The organism is Stutzerimonas kunmingensis (assembly GCF_014764705.1).
GTDB lineage: Bacteria > Pseudomonadota > Gammaproteobacteria > Pseudomonadales > Pseudomonadaceae > Stutzerimonas.
This window is the reverse complement of sequence record NZ_JACXXG010000007.1, coordinates 1-25,379: the sequence shown is the minus strand read 5'-3', so window position 1 is coordinate 25,379 and position 25,379 is coordinate 1. Positions and strand designations below refer to the sequence as shown.

The 25,379-nt window shown below is 63.8% G+C and carries 17 protein-coding genes; 7 read left to right on the top strand and 10 right to left on the bottom strand.

Annotation, left to right across the window (positions count from 1 at the left end; translation table 11 throughout):
- Positions 1 to 53: 53 nt before the first annotated feature.
- The 4 genes from IEG05_RS08145 to IEG05_RS08130 all read right to left on the bottom strand — a co-directional run bounded on the left by IEG05_RS08145 (position 54) and on the right by IEG05_RS08130 (position 7,227).
- Positions 54 to 1,502 carry an efflux transporter outer membrane subunit gene (locus tag IEG05_RS08145; RefSeq protein WP_191121885.1) on the bottom strand — a complete coding sequence of 483 codons (1,449 nt, stop codon included), beginning with the start codon at positions 1,500 to 1,502 and terminating at the stop codon, positions 54 to 56.
- Positions 1,499 to 4,669 carry an efflux RND transporter permease subunit gene (locus IEG05_RS08140; protein WP_191121884.1) on the bottom strand — a complete coding sequence of 1,057 codons (3,171 nt, stop codon included), beginning with the start codon at positions 4,667 to 4,669 and terminating at the stop codon, positions 1,499 to 1,501. The genes IEG05_RS08145 and IEG05_RS08140 overlap by 4 nt, the downstream gene beginning before the upstream one ends.
- 97 nt (positions 4,670 to 4,766) lie before the next feature.
- A complete protein-coding gene (gene mexE / locus IEG05_RS08135; RefSeq protein ID WP_191121883.1) occupies positions 4,767 to 5,996 on the bottom strand; it encodes a multidrug efflux RND transporter periplasmic adaptor subunit MexE in 1,230 nt (409 codons plus the stop codon).
- A gap of 313 nt (positions 5,997 to 6,309) precedes the next feature.
- Positions 6,310 to 7,227 (bottom strand): LysR substrate-binding domain-containing protein, encoded by a 918-nt coding sequence (locus tag IEG05_RS08130; RefSeq protein WP_014820192.1) that lies wholly within the window; start codon positions 7,225 to 7,227, stop codon positions 6,310 to 6,312.
- Positions 7,228 to 7,490: 263 nt separating this feature from the next.
- On the opposite strand from IEG05_RS08130, the gene IEG05_RS08125 reads away from it, so the two are divergent.
- The 4 genes from IEG05_RS08125 (at position 7,491) to ligD (ending at position 11,409) form a co-directional block, all read left to right on the top strand.
- Positions 7,491 to 8,507: a zinc-dependent alcohol dehydrogenase family protein gene (locus tag IEG05_RS08125; RefSeq protein WP_191121882.1), complete on the top strand. Its 1,017-nt coding sequence runs from the start codon at positions 7,491 to 7,493 to the stop codon at positions 8,505 to 8,507.
- A gap of 106 nt (positions 8,508 to 8,613) precedes the next feature.
- Positions 8,614 to 9,471 (top strand): SDR family oxidoreductase, encoded by an 858-nt coding sequence (locus tag IEG05_RS08120; protein ID WP_191121881.1) that lies wholly within the window; start codon positions 8,614 to 8,616, stop codon positions 9,469 to 9,471.
- 54 nt (positions 9,472 to 9,525) lie between these two features.
- A complete protein-coding gene (gene ku / locus IEG05_RS08115; protein ID WP_191121880.1) occupies positions 9,526 to 10,476 on the top strand; it encodes a non-homologous end joining protein Ku in 951 nt (316 codons plus the stop codon).
- 12 nt (positions 10,477 to 10,488) lie between these two features.
- Positions 10,489 to 11,409 (top strand): non-homologous end-joining DNA ligase, encoded by a 921-nt coding sequence (gene ligD, locus IEG05_RS08110; RefSeq protein WP_191121879.1) that lies wholly within the window; start codon positions 10,489 to 10,491, stop codon positions 11,407 to 11,409.
- Between the two features lie 23 nt (positions 11,410 to 11,432).
- Here ligD and IEG05_RS08105 read toward each other — a convergent pair whose 3' ends face one another.
- Entirely contained in the window at positions 11,433 to 11,597 is a 165-nt protein-coding gene (locus IEG05_RS08105; protein ID WP_003285031.1) for a hypothetical protein, read from the bottom strand.
- 356 nt (positions 11,598 to 11,953) lie between these two features.
- Between IEG05_RS08105 and IEG05_RS08100 the strand changes: the two genes are divergently transcribed.
- From IEG05_RS08100 to glgB, 3 genes are all read left to right on the top strand, one after another.
- On the top strand, positions 11,954 to 13,966 hold the full coding sequence (locus IEG05_RS08100; protein ID WP_191121878.1) for an alpha-1,4-glucan--maltose-1-phosphate maltosyltransferase: 2,013 nt from the start codon (positions 11,954 to 11,956) through the stop codon (positions 13,964 to 13,966).
- 136 nt (positions 13,967 to 14,102) lie between these two features.
- A complete protein-coding gene (gene treS, locus IEG05_RS08095; protein ID WP_023445361.1) occupies positions 14,103 to 17,429 on the top strand; it encodes a maltose alpha-D-glucosyltransferase in 3,327 nt (1,108 codons plus the stop codon).
- Complete coding sequence (gene glgB, locus IEG05_RS08090) at positions 17,422 to 19,635, top strand: 1,4-alpha-glucan branching protein GlgB (RefSeq protein WP_191121877.1); 2,214 nt, start codon at positions 17,422 to 17,424, stop codon at positions 19,633 to 19,635. The genes treS and glgB overlap by 8 nt, the downstream gene beginning before the upstream one ends.
- Positions 19,636 to 20,013: 378 nt before the next feature.
- Here the strand turns inward: glgB and IEG05_RS08085 are convergent, their stop codons facing one another.
- From IEG05_RS08085 to IEG05_RS08065, 5 genes are all read right to left on the bottom strand, one after another.
- On the bottom strand, positions 20,014 to 21,021 hold the full coding sequence (locus tag IEG05_RS08085) for a lysylphosphatidylglycerol synthase domain-containing protein (protein WP_191121876.1): 1,008 nt from the start codon (positions 21,019 to 21,021) through the stop codon (positions 20,014 to 20,016).
- Positions 21,018 to 22,262 (bottom strand): cardiolipin synthase ClsB, encoded by a 1,245-nt coding sequence (gene clsB / locus IEG05_RS08080; protein ID WP_191121875.1) that lies wholly within the window; start codon positions 22,260 to 22,262, stop codon positions 21,018 to 21,020. The genes IEG05_RS08085 and clsB overlap by 4 nt, the downstream gene beginning before the upstream one ends.
- A complete protein-coding gene (locus IEG05_RS08075; RefSeq protein ID WP_102820131.1) occupies positions 22,259 to 23,062 on the bottom strand; it encodes an endonuclease/exonuclease/phosphatase family protein in 804 nt (267 codons plus the stop codon). Before IEG05_RS08075 ends, clsB begins: the two co-directional genes overlap by 4 nt.
- A complete protein-coding gene (locus IEG05_RS08070) occupies positions 23,059 to 23,904 on the bottom strand; it encodes a DUF72 domain-containing protein (protein WP_414717747.1) in 846 nt (281 codons plus the stop codon). Before IEG05_RS08070 ends, IEG05_RS08075 begins: the two co-directional genes overlap by 4 nt.
- Positions 23,905 to 24,274: 370 nt before the next feature.
- Entirely contained in the window at positions 24,275 to 25,195 is a 921-nt protein-coding gene (locus IEG05_RS08065; protein WP_191121874.1) for a LysR family transcriptional regulator, read from the bottom strand.
- Between the last annotated feature and the right edge of the window lie 184 nt (positions 25,196 to 25,379).

The window sequence follows — 25,379 nt, the reverse complement described above, 5'->3', positions numbered from 1 at the left end:
AGGTGACGACTGAAAGCGCTTTCCCCAACCAACCCGGCGGGAGCGGCACCGTGTCACATTTCTGCGCGACCTCCCTCGGACTGCAACTGCTCTGCCGCGGCCGTTCGCGGCGTCTGCTCGGGGACTTCCCAGCCACCGCCAAGGGCCTTGTACAGCGCCACCACCCCGCGATAGAGCTCCACTTCGGCTTGCGCCTGAGCGTCTTCGGCCGTCAGGCGCTCGCGCTCGGCATCGAGCAGCACGAGGAAATCGGCAGTGCCTTCGCGATAGCGGATCTCCGCCTGCTGCGCGGCGGCGCGGCTGGCTGTCGACTGGCGGACCAAAGAAAGCAGGCGCTGCTGGGCGTTGGCGTAGTCGCTGAAGGCGTTCTCTGACTCTTCCAGTGCCAGCAATACTTGTTGCTCATAGCCGGCCAGCGCCGCATCGGCGTCGGCTTCGGCACCACGCAGGCGGGCCCGCACGCTGCCCAGGTCGAATGCTGCCCAGCTGATGCTCGGCGCCACGCCCCAGGCCCGCGCCGCGCTGGAACCGATCTGCGAGCCGCGCCCGGCAACGAAGCCGAGAAAGCCCGACAGACTCACGCGCGGAAACAGGTCGGCCGTCGCCACGCCGACATCGGCAGTGGCCGCAGCCAGCTGACGCTCGGCTGCACGAATGTCCGGGCGCCGGCGCAGCAGCTCGCCGGGATCGCCAATCGGTAGCGGCTTGGCGATTGCCGGCAGCTCGCGGGGCGAGAGGTCGACGCTGAGCTGATCGGCGCGCTGGCCGAGCAGGGTGGCGATGCGGTTGCGCGCACGCGCCTGCTGCGCCCTGAGCTGCGGCAGGCTGGCCTCGGTGGCCGCCAGACGGGCATCGGCGCGCAGCACGTCGAGCTCGCTGCCGACGCCCGCTTCGCGCAGCTGTTCGGTCAGCTCATGGGAATTGCGCTGGTTGGCCAGGTTGTCGCGGGCGATGCGCTCCCGCAGCTGGGCACCGCGCAGCTGACCGTAGGCATCCACCAGCTCGGCAATCAGGCTGACCTGCAGCTGGTAGAGCTCGGCCTCGACGGCATCAGCCTGCGCCTCGCTGGATTCCAGGCGGCGCTGGATTCGGCCGAACAGGTCCAGCTCCCAGGCCATGTCCAGCCCGAGGTCGTAGCGTTCGGCATTCACGCGCTGTTCGGTCACGCCGGGTTGTTGGGCCTTGCCGATATCGGCGCTGGCGCCCGCGGTGACGGTGGGCAGACGATCATTGCTGACGTCATCGCGAATAGCCCGTGCCGCCCGTAGGCGGGCATAGGCGATGCGCAGTTCGCGGTTCTCGGCCAGGGCTTCGCCGACCAGGGCGTCCAGCGTCGGGTCGTCGAACTGCTGCCACCAGGCCGCTTCGAAGCGTGAGTGGTTGTATTCGCCAGCCGAAGCGCTGTCGATACGCGCCGGTTCCGGCTGCGGTGCCCGGTAATCGGGGCCTACCGCACAGGCGCTCAGTGCCAGTGTGAGCAGGGAAAGGGCGAAGAACTTCATGCGCGGGCCTCCTTGTAAACCGCTTTGCGGGCTTCGCGTTTCTCGACGAAGGCACGAATCACCAGATAGAACACCGGGGTCAGCAGCAGGCCGAAGAAGGTGACGCCGAGCATGCCGCTGAACACCGCGACGCCCATGGCATGACGCATCTCGGCACCGGCCCCGCTGGAAAGCACCAGCGGCACCACGCCCATGATGAAGGCGAAGCTGGTCATCAGGATCGGCCGCAGACGCAGGCGGCAGGCTTCGAGGATTGCGGCCAGCCGGTCCATGCCTTCCTCCTGCTTGTCCTTGGCGAACTCGACGATGAGGATGGCGTTCTTGCATGCCAGGCCCACCAGCACGATCAGGCCGATCTGGGTGAACACGTTGTTGTCGCTACCGGCGAGGATCACCCCGGTGATCGCCGAGAGCAGCGTCATCGGCACGATCAGGATCACCGCCAGCGGCAGGCTCCAGCTCTCGTATTGCGCTGCCAGCACCAGGAAGGCCAGTAGCACGCAGAGCGGGAAGACGAATATCGCGGTGTTGCCGGCGAGGATCTGCTGGTAGGTCAGCTCGGTCCATTCGTAGCTCATGCCATTCGGCAACTCAGCCTTGAGCAGACGCTCCATGGCCGCCTCGGCCTGACCGGAGCTGTAGCCCGGCGCGGCCGCGCCGTTGATCTCGGCGGTGAGGAAGCCGTTGTAGTGCATCACCCGATCCGGGCCGGCGCTGTCGGTGACGTTGACGAAGGTCGACAGCGGGACCATCTCGCCGCGGTTGTTGCGCACCTTCAGCTGACCGATCTGCTCCGGTGCGAGGCGGAACTTCTGGTCGGCCTGGACGTTGACCTGATAGGTGCGGCCGAAGCGGTTGAAGTCGTTGGCGTATAGCGAGCCGAGGTAGACCTGCATGGTGTCGAAGATCTCGTCGATCGGCACGCCGTGGGTCTTGGCTTTTTCCCGGTCGATGTCGGCATCCACCTGCGGCACGTTCACCTGATAGCTGGTGAACAGGCCGGCCAGCTCCGGATAGTCCGCGCTCTTGGCGATGACGTTCTGCACCTGGCTGTACAGCTCCTCATAGCCGAGGTTGCCGCGGTCCTGCACCTGCACGCGGAAGCCGCCGATGGTGCCCAAGCCCTGCACGGGCGGCGGCGGGAAGATAGCGATAAAGGCGTCCTGGATCTGCGCGAACTGGCCGTTCAGATCTGCCGCGATGGCATTGGCCGAGAGTGACGGATCCTTGCGCTCATCGAAGGGCTTGAGCGGAGTAAAGACGATGCCGCTGTTCGGGCTGTTGGTGAAGCCGTTGATCGACAAGCCCGGGAAGGCCACGGTGTTCTCCACGCCCGGGTGCTTGCCGGCGATTTCCGACATGCGCTTGATCACGTCCTCGGTGCGGTCCAGGGTGGCGGCGTCCGGCAGCTGGGCGAAGGCGACCAGGTACTGCTTGTCCTGCGGTGGCACGAAACCGGCCGGCGTGCTGGCGAAGCCCATGTAACCGAGGCCGACCAGTCCGACATAGACCACCAGCGCAATGCCGCTGCCGCGCAGGATGCGCCGCACCAGGCCGACGTAGCCGTGGCTGGCGCGGTCGAACATGCGGTTGAATGGGGCGAACAGCCAGCCGCCAAAGATCCGATCGAGCAGACGCGAGAAGCCGTCCTTTGGTGCGTCGTGCGACCTGAGGAGTGCGGCGGCCAGTGCCGGCGACAGGGTCAGCGAGTTGAACGCCGAGATCACCGTGGAAATGGCGATCGTCAGCGCGAACTGCTGGTAGAACTGCCCGGTGAGGCCGGAAATGAACGCCGTCGGGATAAACACCGCGCACAGCACCAGCGCCGTGGCGATGATCGGCCCGGTCACTTCCTTCATGGCCTGACGGGTCGCTTCCTCAGGCGACTTGCCGAGGCCGATGTTGCGCTCGACGTTTTCCACCACGACGATGGCGTCGTCCACCACGATGCCGATGGCCAACACCAGGCCGAACAGCGACAGCGCGTTGAGCGAGAAACCGAGCAGGTGCATGACCGCGAAGGTGCCGATCAGCGACACCGGCACCGCGGCCAGTGGAATGATCGAGGCGCGCCAGGTCTGCAGGAACAGGATCACCACCAGCACCACCAGCACGATGGCCTCGAGCAGCGTATGCACCACTGCCTCGATGGAGCCGCGCACGAAGATGGTCGGGTCGTAGACGATCTCGTAGTCCACGCCTTCCGGGAAGTCGCGTTTCAGCTCGGCCATGCGTGCGCGCACCGAGTCGGAGATCTCGATGGCGTTCGAACCCGGGCGCTGGAATACCGGAATGGCGACGGCGGGCTGGTTGTTCAGCAGCGAACGCAGCGCGTACTGGCTGGAGCCCAGTTCGACACGGGCGATGTCCCGCAGGCGGGTGATCGAACCGTCTTCGCCGGCGCGGATGATGATGTTCTCGAATTCTTCCTCGGTGACCAGACGGCCCTGGGTGTTGATCGACAGCTGGAAGTCCGTCGCGCCCGGTGCCGGCGGTGCGCCCAGAGAACCTGCAGCGACCTGGCGGTTCTGCTCGCGAATCGCGTTGACCACGTCCGATGCGGTGAGGTTGCGCGAGGCGACCTTCTCCGGGTCGAGCCAGACGCGCAGGGAGTAATCGCCCATGCCGAACAGCTGCACGTCACCGATGCCATCCAGCCGCGCCAGCTCGTCCTTGACGTTGAGTGCGGCGTAGTTGGACAGGTAGAGCATGTCGTAGCGCTGATCCGGCGAGGTCAGGTGCACCACCATGGTCAGGTCCGGCGAGGCCTTGTCCACGGTCACGCCGAGGCGCTGCACCTCGGTGGGCAAGGTCGGCATGGTGCGCGTGACGCGGTTCTGCACCTGCACCTGGGCGTTGTCCAGATCAGTGCCCAGGCCAAAGGTGATGGTCAGGGTCAGCTTGCCGTCGGCGGTCGCCTGGGACGACATGTAGAGCATGCCCTCGACGCCGGTGATGGCCTGCTCCAGCGGGGATGCGACGGTTTCGCCAATCACCTTGGGGTTGGCGCCAGGGAAGTTGGCACGTACCACCACGGTGGGTGGGACGACTTCGGGGTATTCGCTGATCGGCAACTGGAACAGCGAGATGGCCCCGCCGATGAGGATCACCAGCGACAGCACGGCGGCGAAAATCGGCCGCTTGATGAAGAATTGCGAGAAATTCATGGCGCACTCCGGGGTAGGGCGCGCGTCTGGCACCCTGGCGGATCGATCGGATTGGCGCGGCAGGCGCGCCGGAGTTCAGGTCAGTTGCGGGAGGTGCTCAGCTGCTAGGACGCTGAGCCAGGCTGCGCTCGACGACCTGCGGTTTCATCGCCTCGCTGATCGCACGGTTCTGTTGGCGCAGGGTGGCCAGCGTTTCGGCGTCGGCCATCGGCACTGATTCCGGCTGCACCTGGCTGCCCGGCCGTACCCGCTGAAGGCCATTGACCACGATGCTTTCGCCCTTGGCCAGGCCACTGCGGACGATGCGCAGCCCTTCGAGCTTGGGACCGAGCTCGACCGGGCGGTAGGCGACAGTGCCGTCTTCGGCCAGCACCAGTACGAATTTCTTGCCCAGATCCGTACCGACGGCGACGTCCTTGATCAGCACGGCGTCGTAGGTCGCGCTGCCGACCAGCTTCAGGCGTGCATACAGGCCGGGGGTGAAGCTGCCGTCACGGTTGTCGAACACGGCGCGACCGCGGATGGTGCCGGTGCGCGGGTCGACCTGGTTGTCGACGAAGTCCATGTGGCCCAGGTGCGGGTGACCGTCCTCGCTGGACAGGCCTAGGTAGACCGGGGTCGCCTCGCCACGGTCGCCGTTGCGGGCCAGCTCGCGGTACTTGAGGTAGGTACGCTCATCGGCCTCGAAATAGGCATAGACCTTGTCGGTGGAGACCAGCGTGGTCAGCAGCGCCTCGCCAGCGTTGACCAGGTTGCCGGCGGTGATCAGCGCCCGGCCGACGCGGCCGTCGATGGGCGCGGTCACGCGGGTGAAGGAGAGATCCAGCTGCGCGCGGTCCAGTTGCGCCTGAATCGCCGCGGTTGCCGAGCGGGCTTCGCTGGCGGCACTGACGCGGGCGTCGGCGAGCTCGTCGGAAATCGCGTTCTTCTTGCGCAGGCGCTCACCGCGTTCGGCTTCGGCGACGGTGCGTTGCTGGTTGGCGCGAGCCTGTTGCAGCTGCGCCTGCAGGCGCTTGACCTCAGCCTGGAACGGGCGCGGGTCGATCTGGAACAAGAGGTCGCCTTTCTTCACCAGCGCGCCTTCCTCGAAGGCCACCTTGTCGATGAAACCGGACACGCGCGGGCGGATCTCCACCGACTCCGGCGCTTCCAGGCGGCCAGTGAGTTCATCCCACTCGGTCACCTGTTGCTCGATGACTTCCGCGACGCTGACGGCGGGCGGCGGCATGCCCGACTGGGTGGCCTCCGGTGCCTTGCCACAAGCGGCGGTGATCAGCAACGTCAGGGCGATAAGGGGAAAACGCAAGGCGTTGAACGAACGTTCCATGCTTGACTCCGCAAGTCGGATTTGTTGATGGCAGGAGTCTGCGTGGTCAAGCCGTTCAGCAAAAATCGAACGAGGCGAAGGTGAATATCATTGGCGGTGATGGTTGCGCATTCGTTATCAGCGAAGCGCGAGGATATTGCTCACCTTTGCGTGGGAGCGGTATTGGCCGCGAATGAACCCTGCCGCCGCCGAAGCCTCGACGCGGCATTCCCGAGCGACCACGCTTGAAACCACGAAAAACGGTTAGCGCATCACTGGCGGGAGCAGTCCTGTCTACCCGGCACGCGCTGCGAAGCCCCAGGCGTCGGGCCTGTCAGAGACTATCCGGATCGCCGACGAACATCTGGATGCGCGAGCGCAGCCAGCGCTCGGCGGGGTCGTTGTCCTGCGCGCCGCGCCAGGCCATGGACAGCTCGAAATCCTGGCTGGTCTGAAAGGGCAGCGGTTCGGCGCGCACGCCACCGTTGGCCGCCAGCGCCGCGGCGGCGTAGTCCGGGACGGTGGCGATGATGTCGGTGCCGGCAAGCAGGCTGGCCAGGCCGTTGAACTGCGGCACCGCCAGGACCACCTTGCGCTTGCAGCCGTGCAGCGCCAGTTCTTCGTCGATATAGCCGTTGAGATCGCCGGCAAAGGAGACCATCGCATGCGGACGGCTGCAGTAGTCCTCCATGCTCAGCCGGCCGGGAATGCTGTCGGCACGCAGCAGCATCGGCTTGGGCCGGCGCAGTACCTTGCGTTTGGCATTGGCCGGCAGCTCCTCGGTGTAGCAGACGCCCACCGAGATCTCACCGGACGCCAGCAGGCCGGGCATCAACAGATAGTTGGCGCGGCGCACCACCAGCACCACGTCCGGCGCTTCGGCGCGCAGGCGGCGCAGCAGCGGCGGTAGCAGGGCGAACTCGACTTCATCGGTCAGGCCGATGCGAAACACCTGGGTACTGGTTGCCGGGTCGAAGGTCGAGGCGCGGCTAACGGCGGTGGAGATCGAGTCCAGCGCCGGTGAAAGCAGCTGGGCGATCTCCAGCGCGCGGGCGGTCGGCTCCATGCTGCGGCCAGTACGGACGAAGAGCGGATCGTCGAACAGCGTGCGCAGTCGTGCCAGGGCGGCACTGATCGCCGGCTGGCCGAGAAACAGCTTTTCCGCTGCGCGGGTCACGCTGCGCTCGTGCATCAGCGTTTCGAAGACGATCAGCAGATTGAGGTCAACACGGCGAAGGTCGTTGCGATTCATACCTGGTTCACGTCGAGCCTGCAGCCGGACCAGGAGGCGTCCGGCTCTGGAGGGTGGTCTGCATTCTAGACAGCTTCGGCTGCCAACGGCATGCCCGATCCCGCTTTCGAAATGCACAAAGCTGCAATGCGCCGGCAAGCATACATACGTAGTTCCATCATTACTGCGCATGGGAACTATCGATGGGAATCCACGCCGTTCACTGGAGTTGTGACGATACTGACGATAGAGTCCGTTCGCACAGTAGTAAGTGAGGGGTCGAAATGTCCCGCATCATCCGTTTTCATCAGTTCGGCCCGGCCGACGTGTTGCGCCACGAGGAACGCGCGATGCCGGTTGCCGGCCCAGGCGAGGTGCTGATTGGCGTGCGCGCCATCGGCGTCAGCTGGAATGACGTGCTCTGGCGCCAGGACCTCGCGCCACGACACGCGCGTCTGCCTGCCGGGCTCGGCAGCGAGGTGGCGGGCGAGGTGCTGGCGGTGGGTGAGGGCGTTCAGGGCTTCAGTGTCGGCGATCATGTTGCCGGCTTCCCGGCCCACGATCTCAATCAGTATCCGCTCTACGCCGAGCATGCGCTGTTGCCGCAGCAGGCGCTGGTGCGTTACCCGGACATGCTCAGCGCCAGTGAGGCGGCGATCCACTACACGCCGATGCTGGTCAGCTATTTCGCGCTGGTCGAGCTGGCCCAGCTGGAACCCGGCCAGTACGTGCTGATCAACCAGGCGGCTCATTGCACTGGGCCGGCAGCCGTACAGCTGGCCAAGGCGCTGGGCGGCCGGGTGATCGCCACTTGTGACACCAGCGAGGACCGCGACTACCTGCGCGAGCTGGGCGCGGAGACGGTGATCGTCACCGAAGAGGAAGACCTGGTCGGCCGTCTGCAAAAGGTGACCGAAGGCCGCGGCGTCGACGTGGTGCTGGATGCCTGTGGCGGTTCGCAGATGAAACTGCTCGGGGATGTCATGGCGCCACTGGGCAAGCTGATCCTCTATGGCATGAACGGCGGCAACGAAACGGCCCTGCCGGTGTGTGCGGCCTTCAAGAAGAACTTCAAGTTCTTCCTGCACTGCCTGTGCGACTTCACCGGGCAGCCGGAGCTGGGCATCGAGCAGAACCGTGAAGCCGTGGAGCGTGCGCTGCAGCATATCAACCAGCTCACCGTGGCCCGGCTGATCTGGCCGCAGCTCGACCGCCAGTTCCCGTTCGCGCAGGCAGTCGAAGCCCACCAGTATGTCGAAAGCGGCGTACCCCGCGGCCGCGTCGTGCTGACGCTGAACTGACCATCCGAGGGCCCTGTACAGGGCCCTCTCATCGCCCCGTAGAAACTTTTCTTGCGCCGTTCAAGTCCTCCGAAGACAGGCTCATAACCTTGACGGAGGATTTTCCATGGCTGAAGACAATCAGACCCTACCGCCGCAGGAGCAGCCCGAGCCTGGCAAGGAAGGGCTGATGAACCCGCGCCCGGAATACCGCGGCGAAGACTACAAGGCGGCGGGCAAGCTCGAAGGCAAGGTGGCGATCATCACCGGTGGTGACAGCGGCATCGGCCGCTCGGTGGCCGTGCTCTACGCCCGTGAGGGCGCCGACGTGGCAATTTTCTACCTCGACCAGCATCAGGACGCTGAGGAAACCCGCACTGTGGTCGAACAGTACGGCCGTCGCTGCCTGACCTTCACCGGTGACGTGGCCGATCGCGAGGTCTGCCGCAAGGTCATCGACGAAACCCTCGCCGCGTTCGGCAAGCTCGACATCGTGGTCAACAACGCCGCCGAGCAGCACCCGCAGGAAAAGCTCGAAGACATCAGCGAAGAGCAGTGGGAGAAGACCTTTCGCACCAACATCTTCGGCATGTTTCAGATGACCAAGGCGGCGCTACCGCATCTCGGCAAGGGCGCTTCGATCATCAACACCACATCGGTGACCGCCTACAAGGGCAGCCCGCAACTGCTGGACTATTCGGCCACCAAGGGCGCGATCACGGCCTTCACCCGTTCGCTGTCGATGAACCTCGCCGATCGCGGTATTCGCGTCAACGGCGTCGCGCCGGGGCCGATCTGGACACCGTTGATTCCGTCGACCTTCGATGCCGACGAGGTCGCCGAATTCGGCTCCAACACGCCGATGAAGCGCCCCGGCCAGCCCGATGAAGTGGCGCCGGCGTATGTCTACCTGGCCAGCAGCGATGCAGCCTACGTGAGCGGCCAGGTGATCCACGTCAACGGCGGCACCGTGGTCAACGGCTGACCCATTGCCGAGCCAATGAATTGGCTCGGCCACATCAACGCTTGGAGAACGACCATGCCACGCACGATCTGGAAAGGCGCAGTCAGTTTCGGACTGGTACACATCCCGGTGGCGCTGGTACCGGCCACCAACCGCCAGGGCATCGATTTCGACTGGCTGGACAAACGCAGCATGGACCGGGTCGGCTACAAGCGCATCAACAAGACCACCGGCGAGGACATCGACAGCGAGAACATCGTCAAGGGCGTCGAGTACGAGAAGGGCCACTACGTCGTGATCAGCGATGACGAGATCAAAGGCGCGCACCCCAAGGCGACCCAGACCGTGGATATCGTCGCTTTCGTCGATGCCAAGGACATTTCCTTTCTCTACATCGACACGCCGTACTACCTGACGCCGGATCGCCGCGGCGAAAAGGTCTACGCCTTGCTGCGCGAAACGCTGATCCAGACCGGCAAGGTCGGTATCGCCAACGTGGTGCTGCGCAACAAGCAGCACCTGGCGGTGGTAATGCCGCTGGGCAAGGCGCTGGTGATGAACACCCTGCGCTGGGCCGACGAGGTGCGCGGCGTCGAGTACCTGGAGCTGAAGGACGAAGCGCTCGATCCGGACCTGGCCGAGCGTGAGCTGGACATGGCCAAGCGCCTGGTCGAGGACATGACCGAGAAGTGGAAGCCGGAACAGTACAAGGACACCTTCCAGGACCAGATCATGGAGCTGGTGGAGAAGAAGGCCCGCGAAGGCAAGCTGGAAGCGGTCGGCGGGCCGGAGGAAGCGGTGGATCGTCGTTCGGCGGATGTCATCGATCTTACCGAACTGCTCAAACGCAGCCTCGCTGCCAAGCCAGGCAAGGTCAGCAAAGAGGACGACCACGAGGAGGAGGAAAAGGCGCCGGCTAAGCCCAAGACTGCGAGCAAGGCCAAAACGAGCAAATCTTCCTCGGCGGCTTCGCGCACGCGCAAGGCGCCAGCGGCGGGCAGCAAATCCAGCAAAAAGGCGAGCTGATCGAGGTAGCCCATGCCAGAGCAGCGCAAGAGCGCCGGCCGCCCGCTGGTGGGCGGCGTCGGCATCAGCAATCCACAGCGAGTGATCGACAAGGCCAGTGGCGCGACCAAGCTTGCGCTGGCCGAGTACTACCTGGCGGTCGCCGACCGATTGGTGCCGCAATTGGCTGGCAGGCCACTGTCCATCGTTCGTGCACCTGAAGGCGTCGACGACGAAAGCTTTTTCCAGCGCCATTGCGGTCGGCTGAAGATGCCGCACATGCGCGCACTGCCGAAAAACCTCGATCCCGAGCATGCGCGGCTGATCCAGGCGGACAACATCACCGCGGTCATCGAGGCCGTGCAGATGGGTACCGTCGAGTTCCACACCTGGAACGCGCGCAGTGACCGCGTCGAGCGGCCCGATCGAGTCATTTTCGATCTCGACCCCGATCCCGCGTTGCCCTGGTCGAGCATGGTGGAGGCGACCGAGCTGACGCTGCGGCTGCTGGACGACCTGGGATTGCAGGCCTTCCTCAAGACCAGCGGAGGCCGCGGCATGCATGTCGTGATGCCGCTCGATCGTCGGCACGACTGGGACCTGGCCCGGCAGTTCGCTCGCTCGGTCACCGAGCGGCTGGCGCGCGAGGCGCCGGAGCTGATCGTCGACAAGATGGGCCCGCAGAATCGGGTCGGGCGAATTTTCGTGGACTACCTGCGCAACCAGCGCGGGGCGAGCACCGTTGCCGCCTATTCGGCCAGGGCGCGTCCGGGTTTGGCGGTATCCGTGCCTGTCGAGCGTGAGGAGTTGGCGCAGCTGGAGAGAGCCGATCGCTGGAACATCGGCAACCTAGATGACCGGTTGCAGACATTACGCAGCGACCCGTGGGCCCGCTACGGCGCCGTTCGCCAAGGGCTGACGCAGGCACTGCTCAAGCGCCTGGAGAAGGGTTGAGACAATGGCGTGGCGGCGAGCGATCAGGTCGTCTGGGGATCGTCGGTATCCGCCACGGTCTGGTTTCCGTATGGCGCGCCGGGCTTGTGTTCGTCCAGCTCCTCGGCACAAGGCACCTGCGGCACATCGCCCGGTTTGTCATGCACGATCGGGTCGGGTTGCGGCACATCGGGTCGCACGTGAGTCATGGTCGTTCTCCTGGTGTTCGCCAGCGTAGCCTTGGCGGCCGTTCTGCATTGATCGGTCCTCATGGGCGAGGTTCCGGCCAATCGTCGCTGTTCGCGGCGCTGGCGACAGTCGGCGTAGGCGGGTAGGGCAGCCGCTCACGGGGCTTGAAACCGGCAACTGCCGTATTGCGCTCCACCAGGCTCGACCGGTCGCCGGACGGGCTGGCTAACGGCCGCCCGGGGCTGAACTTTCCAGGGTCCCTTGGCTCGGAAGAAAGAGCCGACGAAAACCGTACCGGTCGCCTCCCGAACCGCACGATGACGCGTCCAGAGGCGGCTCGGGCAACCCGAACCCATGCGCCCCAGGAGCCCGTTCGATGAGCGATGCACAGCCTAACGCGACGATTCACCCTCGACTCGAAGAAGCCTTGCAGATGCCGCGCATCGCCATCGAATCCACCTTGCCGGTGCTGGATGAGGGGCGCTTTGCCGCCAAGGCGGTCATCGGCCAGCCAGTGGTCGTGACCAGCAAGATTTTCGCCGACGGCCACGACCAGCTGGCCGCCGCCGTGTGCTGGCGTGAAAAAGGCGAAACCAGCTGGCGGCGGGCACGACTGAAGTTGCTCGGCAACGACGCCTGGCAAGGCCAGTTCACGCCCACTCAGGTCGCCGAGCATGAGTTCGTCATCGAAGCCTGGTGGGATGTGTTCGAGAGCTATCGCTACGAGCTGTCGAAGAAGCACACGGCCGGCGTGCCGGTGCATCTGGAGCTGGAAGAAGGGCGTCTGCTGCTGGAGAAGGCCACCGCCCGCGCTCAGAGCGAGAACCGCGCGATGCTTGACGATCTGATGCACCGCCTCGGCATGGCGCATACCGATGACGAGCGCGTGTCACTGCTGCTCGCACCGGAGACGGCCGTGGCGATGGCTGCCGCCGACCCACGCGAGCACTGCAGCCGCAGCCGTGTCTATCCGCTGGACGTGGAACGCCCGTTGGCGCAGTTCGCCAGCTGGTACGAGCTGTTCCCGCGCTCGGAGACCGAAGATCCGAATCGCCACGGCACCTTCCGCGATGTGCACAAGCGTCTGCCGGCGATTCGCGACATGGGCTTCGACGTGCTGTATTTCCCGCCGATCCACCCGATCGGTCGCCAGCACCGCAAGGGCCCGAACAACAGTCTGCAGGCCGGGCCGAACGATCCCGGCAGCCCCTATGCCATCGGCAGCGAAGAGGGCGGCCACGACGCCATCCATCCCGAGCTGGGCACGCTGGATGATTTCCGTGAGCTGGTCGCAGCGGCTCGCGAGCATGGCCTTGAGATCGCCCTGGATTTCGCCATCCAGTGCTCGCAGGACCACCCCTGGCTGAAAGAGCACCCAGGCTGGTTCTCCTGGCGCCCGGACGGCACGATCAAATACGCCGAAAACCCCCCGAAGAAGTATCAGGACATCGTCAACGTCGACTTCTATGCCGAAGATGCCATGCCCGACCTCTGGCTGGCACTGCGTGACGTGGTCTGGCACTGGGTGGAGCAGGGCGTGAAGGTGTTCCGGGTCGACAACCCGCACACCAAGCCGCTGCCGTTTTGGGAATGGCTGATCGCCGATATCCGCGAGCGCGACCGCGACGTGATGTTCCTCTCCGAGGCGTTCACACGCCCCGGCATGATGGCGCGTCTGGGCAAGATCGGTTACAGCCAGAGCTACACCTACTTCACCTGGCGCAACACCAAGGCGGAACTGAGCGAGTACCTCTCCGAGCTGAACGAGCCCCCGCTGCGCGACTGCTACCGGCCCAACTTCTTCGTCAACACGCCGGACATCAATCCGTTCTTCCTGCAGGACTCCGGCCGCGCCGGGTTCCTGATCCGCGCCGCGCTGGCGACCATGGGGTCCGGGCTGTGGGGCATGTACTCGGGCTTCGAGCTATGCGAGTCGGCGGCGATTCCGGGCAAGGAAGAGTATCTGGACTCGGAGAAGTACCAGATTCGCGTCCGCGACTACCACGCACCGGGCAACATCATCGCCGAGATCGCCCAGCTCAACCGCATCCGACGGCAGAACCCGGCACTGCAGACGCACTTGGGTTTCAAGGCCTACATGGCCTGGAACGACAACATCCTCTACTTCGGCAAGCGCACACCAGACCTGTCGAACTTCATTCTGGTGGCCATCAGTCTCGATCCGCACAACGCTCAGGAAGCGAATTTCGAGTTGCCGCTGTGGGAGCTCGGCCTGCCGGATGACGCCCATACCCAGGGCGAGGACCTGATGAATGGCCATCGCTGGACCTGGTACGGCAAGACCCAGTGGATGCGCATCGAACCCTGGCATCTGCCGTTCGGCATCTGGCGCCTGACCGCACAGGAGCCGGACCCGGACCTCAAGTAATTTCTCGGGCGCAGCTGTTAATTCATTTGAATCATACGTTTATGACGCTTTGTTGATGTGAATTCAGCTGTTGCTCTGCCGTTGCCTAATGCGCCGATCCGGCCTGGGCCTTCACACCGCGACAGGAATGAAGAACATGGCAAAACCGCGCAAACCCGCCGCTTTTATCAAGGACCCGCTCTGGTACAAGGACGCGGTGGTGTATCAGGTGCACCTGAAGTCCTTCTACGACTCGAACAACGACGGCGTCGGTGACTTCCCCGGCCTGATCGAGAAGCTGGATTACATCGCCGATCTTGGGGTGAACACCATCTGGCTGCTGCCGTTCTATCCGTCGCCGCGGCGTGACGATGGTTACGACATCGCTGATTACCGCGGCGTGCATCCGGAATACGGCAGCATGGCCGACGCCCGGCGCTTCATCGCCGAGGCGCACAAGCGCGGGTTGCGGGTGATCACCGAACTGGTCATCAACCACACGTCCGACCAGCACCCCTGGTTCCAGCGCGCGCGCAAGGCGAAGAAGGGCTCGGCAGCGCGGGATTTCTACGTCTGGTCGGATACCGACAAGAAGTACGACGGCACACGGATCATCTTTCTCGACACCGAGAAATCCAACTGGACGTGGGACCCAGTGGCCAAGCAGTACTTCTGGCACCGCTTCTATTCGCACCAGCCGGACCTCAACTTCGACAACCCGCAGGTGATGAAGGCCGTGCTGGCGGTGATGCGCTACTGGCTGGACATGGGCATCGACGGTCTGCGCCTGGACGCGATTCCCTACCTGGTCGAGCGCGACGGCACCAACAACGAGAACCTGCCGGAAACTCACGCGGTGCTCAAGGCGATCCGCGCCGAGATCGACGCCAACTATCCCGACCGCATGCTGCTGGCCGAAGCCAACCAGTGGCCGGAAGACACCCAGCTGTATTTCGGCGGCGAAGACGGCGGCCCGGGTGACGAATGCCACATGGCCTTCCACTTCCCGCTGATGCCACGCATGTACATGGCCATCGCCCAGGAGGACCGCTTCCCGATCACCGACATCCTGCGCCAGACCCCGGACATCCCGGAGAACTGCCAGTGGGCGATCTTCCTGCGCAACCACGATGAGCTGACACTGGAGATGGTGACCGACAAGGAGCGCGACTACCTCTGGAACTACTACGCCTCGGACAAGCGCGCACGGATCAACCTGGGCATACGCCGGCGCCTGGCGCCGCTGCTGGAGCGTGACCGCCGGCGGATCGAGTTGCTCAACAGCCTGCTGCTCTCCATGCCCGGCACGCCGGTGATCTACTACGGCGACGAGATCGGCATGGGCGACAACATCTTCCTCGGCGACCGCGACGGCGTACGCACGCCGATGCAGTGGTCGGTGGACCGCAACGGCGGCTTCTCCCGCGCCGACCCACCGAACCTGGTGCTGCCACCGGTGATGGACCCGCTCTACGGCTACTACACGATCAACGTCGAGGCCCAGCAGCGCGATCCGCATTCGCTGCTCAACTGGACGCGGCGGATGCTGACCATCCGCAAGCAGTTCAAGGCCTTCGGCCGCGGCACCCTGAAGATGCTCGCGCCGAGCAACCGCCGCATCCTCGCCTACATGCGCGAATTCACCGGAGCGAACGGCGAAACCGAGATCATTTTCTGCGTCGCCAACGTCTCGCGCTCGGCCCAGGCCGCGGAGCTGGAAATGTCGCAGTACGCCGGCATGGTGCCGGTGGAGATGGTCGGCGGCAGTGCCTTCCCGCCCATCGGTCAGCTGCCGTATCTGCTGACCTTGCCGCCATACGGCTTCTACTGGTTCCAGCTCGCGCTGACCAACCAGATGCCGAGCTGGCACCAAGAGCCGGTGGACACCATGCCGGACTTCCAGACGCTGGTACTCAAGCGCCTGGATACCCTGACCGCCGCCAACCGGCGCATTCTGGAAACCGAAGCGCTACCAGCCTATCTGCCGAAACGGCGCTGGTTTGCCGCCAAGGACGTGGCGATCGAGTCGGTCCGCATCAGCTACTGCGTGCCATTCGGCGACCCAAATCGCCCGGTGCTGCTCAGCGAGCTTTGCGTGGAATCCGCCGGGCGCAGCGATCTGTACCAGCTGCCGCTGGGTTTTCTGGCCGAGACCGAATTCGAGGTCGCATTGCCGCAGCAACTGGCCCTGGCGCGGGTACGCCGCGGGCCGCAGGTCGGCCTGATGACCGATGCCTTCGCCCTCGAGCAGTTCAGCGCCGCAGTCATTCAGGGCCTGCGCGACGAGCTGGTACTGCCTTGCAACGACGGTGAGATCCGCTTCGTGCCGATGCCGCAACTGGCCGACCTGCAATTGCCGGGGCACCCCGAGGTGCGCTTTATCTCTGCGGAGCAGTCGAACAGCTCGGCGATCATCGACAACAAGGTGATGATCAAATTGCTCCGTCGCGTGGCACCGGGCGTCCACCCTGAACTGGAAATGGGCGGTTTCCTCACTGAACGCGGTTTCGCTCATATCTCCGGCATGCTCGGTCAGGTCAGCCGCATCAACAAGCAGGGCGAGCCGGTTGCCCTGATGGTGATCCAGCACTTCCTCGACAGCCAGGGCGATGCCTGGGTGTGGACGCTGAACAACCTCGACCGCGCGGTGCGTGACGAAATCGCGGGCGGCGTGTCGATGCACGAGAACCAGTTCAGCGCCCTCGACGAACTGCAGGCCTTCAACCGCCTGCTCGGCCAGCGGCTCGGCGAGATGCACATGGCGCTCGCCACGCAGACCGAAGATCCGGCCTTCGCCTACGAAAGCACCAGCAAAGCCGACGCCAAGCAGTGGGAGCAGAGCGTCAGCGCGCAGCTGGAGCAGGCGCTGCAGCGCCTCGAGGAACATCGCTCGAGCTTCGATCGCAAGGAGGCCACCGCGCTCGGCCAACTGCTGGCGCGGCGCGACGAACTGCTCGAACAAGTGCAACGTCTGGCTGCTAGAACCGTTGGTGGCGTGCGGACCCGTGTCCACGGCGATCTGCACCTCGGCCAGGTGCTGGTGGTGCAGGGCGATGCCTACTTCATCGACTTCGAAGGGGAGCCGGCCCGCTCGCTGGATGAGCGGCGCGCCAAACATAGTCCGTTCAAGGATGTCTCAGGCCTGCTGCGTTCGTTCGAGTACGCCGCGGCCATGACCATCCGCGGTGCGCAGATCAGCGACAGCACGCCCGAGGCCGATCAGGCACGGCAACGTATCGCGGCGAGTTACCAGGGCAGTGCGCAGGCGGCCTTCCTCGAAGCCTACCGCGAGGCCACCGCCGAGTTGCCGCACGACTGGCGCGACGCGGATGGCGCGAATGCTGCACTGCTGCTGTTCAGCCTGGAAAAATGCGCTTACGAGATCGTTTACGAAGCGGAGAACCGACCAACCTGGTTGCCCGTCCCGCTACAGGGATTGCTGGCCCTGGCACAACAGCTTTTCGATGGAGGCTCCAATGACTGATCGTCCGGTTCTGACCATGCCAGGGGAAACCCTGATGCCCAGCGACGCCGATGTAGACGCCCTGGTGCGAGCCGAGCATGGCAACCCGTTTTCCATTCTCGGGCCGCATCCTGACGGCGGGGGAATCGTGATTCGCGCCTACCTGCCCAATGCCCTGGGTGCCGAAGTGCTCGACCGCGATGAGCAACTGCTTGCCGTGATGGAGCAGGGGCAGGTGCCCGGATTCTTCTTTATCCGCCTGCCACATCAGCAACCCTACCTGCTGAAGATTCGCTGGGCCGGCGGCGAGCAGATTACCGAAGACCCCTACAGCTTCGGTCCGCAACTGGGCGAGCTGGACATGCACTTGTTTTCCGAAGGCAATCACCGGCAGATCGGCCGGGTATTCGGCTCGCAGGTGCTGGAAGTCGACGGTGTGCAGGGCGTGCGTTTCGCCGTCTGGGCGCCCAATGCTCGGCGCGTGTCGGTGGTCGGCAGCTTCAACGGCTGGGACGGCCGCCGTCATCCGATGCGGCTGCGCTTTCCGTCCGGCGTCTGGGAGCTGTTCATTCCGCGCTTGCAGCCTGGTGACACCTACAAGTACGAGATTCTCGGGCCGAACGGCATCCTGCCGCTCAAAGCCGACCCGATCGCCCTGGCAACCGAGCATCCGCCGGGAACCGCTTCGGTCATCGCCCGTCCGCTGGATTACCAATGGAAGGACCATGGCTGGCTGCAGCAGCGCGCGGCGCGTCAGTCGATCAAGGCACCGATGAGCATCTATGAGCTGCATGCGGGCTCCTGGCGACGTGACGGCGGTGACGATGGCCGCCTGTATGACTGGCACGAGCTGGCCGAGCGGCTGATCCCCTACGTGGTGGACATGGGCTTCACCCACATCGAGCTGATGCCGATCATGGAGCATCCGTTCGGCGGTTCCTGGGGTTACCAGCTGCTTTCGCAGTTCGCACCGAGCGCGCGCTACGGCAACGCCCATGATTTCGCCGAGTTCGTCGACGCCTGCCATAACGCCGGCATCGGTGTGATCCTCGACTGGGTGCCGGCGCACTTTCCCACCGACGCCCATGGCCTGGGCGAATTCGACGGCACCGCGCTGTACGAATACGCGCACCCGTTCGAGGGCTTCCATCAGGACTGGGATACCTACATCTACAACCTCGGCCGCACCGAGGTGCACGGTTTCATGCTCGCTTCGGCGCTGCACTGGCTGCGCGAATTCCACGTCGATGCCCTGCGTGTCGATGCGGTGGCATCGATGCTCTATCGCGACTACTCGCGCAAGGACGGCGAGTGGATTCCGAACCGCCATGGCGGGCGTGAGAACCTCGAGGCGATCGACTTCCTCCGCCATCTGAACGACGTGGTGGCTACGGAAACCCCTGGCGCGCTGGTGATCGCCGAGGAATCGACAGCCTTTCCGGGGGTCAGCAAGCCCACCAGCGAAGGTGGCCTCGGCTTTTCCTACAAGTGGAACATGGGCTGGATGCATGACTCGCTGAAGTACATCCAGGAAGACCCGATCAATCGGCAGTACCACCACGACAAGATGACCTTCAGCATGGTCTACGCCTATTCCGAGCACTTCGTCCTGCCGATTTCCCACGACGAAGTGGTCCACGGCAAAGGCTCGCTGGTCGACAAGATGCCCGGGGATCGCTGGCAGAAGTTCGCCAACCTGCGCGCCTACTTGTCGTTCATGTGGACGCACCCGGGCAAGAAGCTGCTGTTCATGGGCAGCGAGTTCGGCCAGTGGCGCGAGTGGAACCATGACCGCGAGCTGGACTGGCATCTGCTCGAAGAGGCCGATCACCGTGGCGTGCAGAACCTGGTGCGCGATCTGAACCGGCTGTACAGCCAGGAACCGGCGTTGCACGAATTGGACAGCGACCCGCAGGGCTTTCAGTGGCTGATCGGCGATGATCGCGCCAACAGCGTGTTCGCCTGGCTGCGCAAGAGCTCGACCGGGCATCCGCTGCTGGTGGTTGCCAACTTCACGCCGGTGGTACGTGAGGCCTACCGCATCGGCGTTCCGGTGGACGCCAAGTGGCTGGAGGTCTTCAACAGCGACGCGGCCTGCTACGGCGGCTCGAACACCGGCAACGGCGGCGGCATGCTCGCCGAGCCGATCGAGAACCACGGTGAGAAGGTCTCGCTGTCACTGACCCTGCCGCCGCTCGGCGTGCTGGTACTGCGGCCGCAGGTGTAAGGCTGCCGCACTGAAGAGCGCCGCTCGGGACAACCTGAGCGGCGTTTTTTTTGCGGGTAGGGCATCCGCTTTATCGCGGCTTGTGCGCTCTAAGGCACTTGCAGAGCGATGCGCTAGGCTGCACCGCGATGGTCACGGTCTAGCACTCATTGAGTGTGCCTTGGAGGACGCGTTGCGGATTCCAACTAGCGGTCAAGCCCACTGCCACTGCCACGGACGCTGCGGTCGAGCCTGTCGTAGATAGAGCTGCTGACAGAACCGACCGGTGAGGCTGTTCCCCTTGGCTCCGTTCAGGTATCCGCATTTATGGCTGAGACCCTGGCCGCGAACGGAGCACGTCTCGAATCGCGATCTTCCAGGAAATCGCCTCGCTGACCCTCAGCCCGTTTCCTGGGAGACGGTCTGCTGGTCGCCGGCCTTGTTGCTGCTGCGCAGCTTCTTCGCCCGGGCTTCGAGCACCACATAGACGAGGGTGGCGAACAGCAGGGGGATCAGGAAGTAGATGACCCGGTAGCCGATCAGACCGCCGACGATGGCGCCTTTGCTCATCTCGTCGGCGAGCATTGCCACGAATACCGCCTCGATGACGCCGAGCCCGGCCGGGATGTGGGTGACCACGCCGGCGATGCTGCTGATCATCAGGATACCCAGCACTTCGGGATAGGCGGCCTTCTGGGAAAGCATGAAGTACACCACCAGCGCCATCAGCGACCAGTTGGCGGCGCCCAGCACCAGCTGGATCAGCGCCAGGCGCAGCGAAGGCAGTTGAATCTCGTGGCCGCGTATGGTCCACGAGCGGCGCTTGGAGAAGCCGCACAGCCACAGATACACCACACACGCCACCAGCAGGCCGGCGCCAAGCACCCGCAGGGCCGTGAAGCCGATTTCCCAGCTGGCCGGTGGCTGGATCCAGCCCATGGAGAAGATCATCCCGGCCAGCCACATGTAGCCCAGCCAATTGGTCAGGATGCTCATGGTGAACACCCGGGTGATCTGCGAGGGTTTCAGCCCCAGGCGCGAATACAGTCGGAAACGCAAGGCGATGCCGCCGACCCAGGCGCTCAGGTTGAGATTGAAGGCGTAACAGACGAAGGTGACCGGCAGGATCTGTCGGATCGGCAGGTCGTGCCGTGCGTAGCCTTTACCGAGCACGTCGAAGAAGCAGTACACGAGGTAGCTGCCAAAAGCGGCCGCGCCGGCCATCCATAGCGTCTGCGCCTGGTAGTTGCGCAGGGTCTTGTAGACCTCTGCCCAGTCGAGGTTGCGCGCAAGGCCGATCAGCAGGCCTACGATCAGGGCGAAGAATACGTAGGTGAGGATCTTCTTGATCAGCGGCCAGCGCCGGCGCCAGCCGCTTTTTGCCTCGGCCTGGTTGGTCTGGCTCATTGGTGGTCTCGCTGCAGGGGAGAAGGCACAGGATCTAGTGGGCGGGTGGTGTCCGGATCGATCAGCTCCAGGCGTGGCTTGTGCTCGGGGAAAAGGCTTACCAACCCCGGGAAGTGCCGCAGGAAGTGGAAGATCAGAAACGCCAAGGGCGCTCGCCACCAGAAGCCACGAATGATTCGCTCCAGAGGAATGCGTTTGCAGTCGGCCTGCAGAAGGTGGTCAAGCCGCTCATGCAGCTGGCGGTTGAACACGTGGTCGCGAATGATCAGGTTCGCTTCCAGATTAAGTGACAGGCTCAGCGGATCGAGGTTGCTCGAACCGACAGTCGACCACTCGTAATCGGTCAGTGCGACCTTGCCGTGCAGCGGTCGGCGGCAGTATTCGTGAATCTCCACTCCGTCGCGCATCAGATAGTTGTAAAGCATTCGCGCACCGAACTTGGCGATGGGCATGTCCGGCTCGCCCTGGAGGATCAGCCGCACCCGTACGCCACGCCGCGCGGCGTTGCGGATTTCCCGCAATACACGATAACCGGGGAAGAAATAGGCGTTTGCAATCAACAACCTGGAGCGAGCATCTCGAATCGCTTGCAGGTAGTGCTGCTCGATATCGTTGCGGTGCTGGTCGTTGTCGCGGGTGACGAACAATGCTCGTGCCTCGCCGCGGCTGATGCCGCCGTAGCCAGGTGTTTGCTGGCGCAGCCGGCGACGCCACCAGCGATGCGTCGGTTTGTCCGGCGCGATCTGGCTCAGGGCGAAATGATGGATATCCCGCACCACGGGACCTTCCACCTGCAGCGCATAGTCCTGCTTGGCGGCCGGGCCGAAGTCGCCCAGGTGATCGGCGGAAAAGTTGATGCCGCCAATGAAGGCAGTCTCGCCATCGACGACCACGATCTTGCGATGCATGCGGCGGAACACATTGAGCCGCCGCCCCAGCAGACGCTTGCCTGGGTCGAACATGTGAATGCGTACGCCGACCTGGGTCATGGCGGTAACGAAGTCGCCGGACAGGTCCGCCGAGCCATAACCATCGACAGTGACGTCGACGCTGGCACCGTTTTCGGCGGCCGCGATCAACGCCTTCTGCAGTTCGGTGCCTACCTTGTCCTGATACAGGATGAAGGTTTCCAGCAGCACCTCTTTCTTGGCCTGGGCGATGACCTCGAACACTCGAGGAAAGAACTCTTCGCCGTTTTCCAGTAACTGAAGGCGATTACCGTCTCTCCAGTGGTAACTCATATATGTATCTCCACCGCTAGGGGCAGATGATCGGACAAGTGTGTCCAGGGTTTGTTACCAAGTATTTGTGGATTGTGGCTGCTGGCATTGCGCACATAAATTCGGTCCAGACGTAGCATTGGCCAACGCGCCGGGAAGGTTTTGGCCACCTGGCCGTGGGACACGGCGAACACTTCGTGCAGCCCTGCACAGCGATCCAGCGTTTGGGTGGCTTTCAGCCGCCAGTCGTTGAAATCACCGGCGACCACCACAGGCGCACCTTTTGGTAGCGAGTCCAGCAGATCGCAAAGTAGCGCCAGCTGCTGCTGGCGATGCGCCTCGCGCAGGCCGAGATGCACGCAGATGGCGTGAAATTCATCGTGCCCGGGCACTTGCAGCACGCTGTGCAGCAGCCCGCGCCGTTCCGGTCCGGCGATGGAGATGTCGAGGTTCTCATAGCGAATGATCGGGAATTTGGATAGCAGGGCGTTGCCGTGGTCGCCGTCGGGGTAGACCGCATTACGACCGTAGGCGAAATCGGTCCAGATGCTGTCCGCCAGAAACTCGTATTGCGGTGTGGAGGGCCAGTTATGAAAGCGCATCGCGTGCTTGTCGTGGGTGCCAAGTACCTCCTGCAGGAACACCACGTCCGCTGAAACGCTACGCACGGCTTCACGCAGTTCCGGCAAAATGAACCGGCGGTTCAGGGCCGTGAAACCCTTGTGGGTGTTTACGGTGAGGAGGCGGATCGAGTTGACCGCCGTAGCCATGTGGGCATCGAGATCGGCACTTTCGATTGGGTGGTCTTTGTCCAGAGTCAAACTTCAGCTCCTTCTAGTTGGCCGGGCGTGGCCTGCAGGTGTTCATCCAGGCCGAGCCGGTGCAGCAGTTGCCGCGCGTCATAAGGTGCGCGGACCTTCACGTCGTTATCGAAATAGCAGTACACCTCACGGGAGCGGCGCGCCCGTGGTGTTTTCTTGCTGATCAGACGGGCATCGTCAGGCTGACGGCCTTCGCTCCAAAGCTGGATGCGATGGCTCCAGCTGGCCAAAGCCTCGTCGGTGTAACCGCTGGTATAGAGCTCCTCGGCGCCATGCAGGCGGATGTAGATGAAATCGCTGGTGAGGTCTTCATAGTTGGGCCACTTGCCGGCGGTATCGGCCACCACCAGTGCGACCCGATACTTGCGCAGCAGGGCGATGAATTCGGGGTCGACGAAGCTTGTGTTGCGTATTTCGACGGCGTGGCGCATGCGCCGCTTGCGGTCGATGGACAGATAACTGCGGCCTTCCATGCGTGGCTCGCACTGTTTGGCGATTGCCAGCGCTGCTTCGGTGTCGTGGGGCAGCTGACGGAGAAACGTCTCGAACAGTTCTGCATCGAACTTGAACGACGGCGGAAACTGCCAGAGGATCGGGCCGAGCTTTTCCTTGAGCTGGAAAATGCCCGAGGCGAAGAAATTGGCGAGTGCTTTTTCAACCTCCTGGAGCCTTCGCACGTGGGTGATGTAGCGCGGTCCCTTGATGCTGAAGACAAAGCCTCTGGGCGTGTCGGCATACCAGTCGGCATAGCGCTCGGGCGTTTGCAGCGAGTAGAACGAGCCATTGATCTCTATGCTGCTCACCGCCCGCGAGGCAAAGATGCCGATATGAATGCTCGCCATACTGCCGCCCTACGTGAGGATCTGGTGGGTGAAGAGGGCGCTCGCCGCTGCGCCTTTTTCTTCGAGAAAAACGAGGTTGACCGCGTTCATAAACACTCCTAAACGCCGCTGCGCGCATGAAAAACTCCGACGCGCGAAGCGGCAGTGCGACCGGTGATGCACCGGTGTCCGGGCATCAATCAGAACGTCCCGTGAATAACGGAAGCTCGATAAAGCGCGGCAACAATGCCTACGCGCCCATCTGTTCCGACTTTTGCGCGCAGCAGCGGTTCATCTTTTCTCGGGAGGCTGGGGGAGATTCGGCACGGCAGGCGCGAGTGCGATGGTGATCAGTAGGGCGCTGAACGTGCCCTGCAGGCGAAGGGCAAAGCTAGTCTGCTGTCAGGCTCCACGGCAGGTCGCCAGAAAATGCATCGACCAGATAATCGATCATTACCCGAACCTTGGCTGGTGGACGGCGATCGGGTGGGTAGACCACGTGAATCCCGCCGAGCTCGACGCAAGGCTGGTCCAGTTCAAGGGCAACCAGCTCACCACTGCGCAGGGCTTTGGCGACAATGAACTGCGGCTTGTAGATCACGCCCTGGCCTCCGACCGCGGCGGCCACCAGGGCTTCACCGTTATTGGCCACCAGGTCGCCGCTGACTGCGATCCGCACCTCGCCGTTGCGGCCAAACGGCCAGACCTTGCCTGCGGCGAGATTCGGCAGGCTATAACCCAGGCAGTTGTGCTGCCCCAGATCGGCGACGCTGCGCGGCACTCCACGTTCGTCCAGGTAGCGCGGCGAGGCACAGACCAGCAACGGGCAGTCTGCAAGCCGCCGTGCCTGCATGGAGCTGTCCTGCAGCTGGCCGATACGAACGGCCATGTCCCAGCCGCCGTCGATCAGGTCGACCCGGCTGTCGGTTAGGCCTAGCTCCACTTTCACTGCCGGATGGCGGCGGCTGAACTCCGGAATGAGTGGGGCGATGAAGTGCGTGCCGAACGTCAGCGGCACATTCATTCGCAGCAGCCCGGTGGCCTCGATCCGCTGCGACGCAACGCTGGCCTCGGCTTCCTCTATCTCCGGGAGGATGCGCTGGCAGGCCTCCAGATAGTTGCTGCCGGCCTCGGTCAGGCTCAGGCGGCGGGTGCTGCGGTGGAACAACTTGACCCCGAGACGGGCCTCCAGCGCATCGACATGCTTGCTGGCCATTGCTGGCGACATTTCCAGATGGCGCGCCGCCGCCGAGAGGCTGCCAGCCGTGGCAGCGCGGGCGAATACGCGCATGCCAGTGATTCTGTCGAGCATCGCGGCTCCTACTCTTGGTTAAAACTGTCTGTGCTTTTTAGCAGGTTCTCTCACTAGCAGGCCGTTGAAAAACTCGGCTTCAACTGCCCCAACCCGTCCGGTTTGGCGCTTTTTCAAGCGCTTTGGCCTAACGGAGTCCACACAAGGCCTGACTTCAGGCCTTTTTGACAGGTTTCAGCACCAC

What these genes read in the sequence shown, in the direction of transcription:
- IEG05_RS08070 (WP_414717747.1), bottom strand. Translation starts at nt 23,904, where the DNA reads ATGGCGAGCATTCATATCGGCATCTTTGCCTCGCGGGCGGTGAGCAGC.
- mexE (WP_191121883.1), bottom strand. Translation starts at nt 5,996, where the DNA reads ATGGAACGTTCGTTCAACGCCTTGCGTTTTCCCCTTATCGCCCTGACG.
- ku (WP_191121880.1), top strand. Translation starts at nt 9,526, where the DNA reads ATGCCACGCACGATCTGGAAAGGCGCAGTCAGTTTCGGACTGGTACAC.
- IEG05_RS08085 (WP_191121876.1), bottom strand. Translation starts at nt 21,021, where the DNA reads ATGAGCCAGACCAACCAGGCCGAGGCAAAAAGCGGCTGGCGCCGGCGC.
- clsB (WP_191121875.1), bottom strand. Translation starts at nt 22,262, where the DNA reads ATGAGTTACCACTGGAGAGACGGTAATCGCCTTCAGTTACTGGAAAAC.
- IEG05_RS08140 (WP_191121884.1), bottom strand. Translation starts at nt 4,669, where the DNA reads ATGAATTTCTCGCAATTCTTCATCAAGCGGCCGATTTTCGCCGCCGTG.
- glgB (WP_191121877.1), top strand. Translation starts at nt 17,422, where the DNA reads ATGACTGATCGTCCGGTTCTGACCATGCCAGGGGAAACCCTGATGCCC.
- IEG05_RS08125 (WP_191121882.1), top strand. Translation starts at nt 7,491, where the DNA reads ATGTCCCGCATCATCCGTTTTCATCAGTTCGGCCCGGCCGACGTGTTG.
- treS (WP_023445361.1), top strand. Translation starts at nt 14,103, where the DNA reads ATGGCAAAACCGCGCAAACCCGCCGCTTTTATCAAGGACCCGCTCTGG.
- IEG05_RS08130 (WP_014820192.1), bottom strand. Translation starts at nt 7,227, where the DNA reads ATGAATCGCAACGACCTTCGCCGTGTTGACCTCAATCTGCTGATCGTC.
- IEG05_RS08105 (WP_003285031.1), bottom strand. Translation starts at nt 11,597, where the DNA reads ATGACTCACGTGCGACCCGATGTGCCGCAACCCGACCCGATCGTGCAT.
- IEG05_RS08145 (WP_191121885.1), bottom strand. Translation starts at nt 1,502, where the DNA reads ATGAAGTTCTTCGCCCTTTCCCTGCTCACACTGGCACTGAGCGCCTGT.
- ligD (WP_191121879.1), top strand. Translation starts at nt 10,489, where the DNA reads ATGCCAGAGCAGCGCAAGAGCGCCGGCCGCCCGCTGGTGGGCGGCGTC.
- IEG05_RS08120 (WP_191121881.1), top strand. Translation starts at nt 8,614, where the DNA reads ATGGCTGAAGACAATCAGACCCTACCGCCGCAGGAGCAGCCCGAGCCT.
- IEG05_RS08100 (WP_191121878.1), top strand. Translation starts at nt 11,954, where the DNA reads ATGAGCGATGCACAGCCTAACGCGACGATTCACCCTCGACTCGAAGAA.
- IEG05_RS08065 (WP_191121874.1), bottom strand. Translation starts at nt 25,195, where the DNA reads ATGCTCGACAGAATCACTGGCATGCGCGTATTCGCCCGCGCTGCCACG.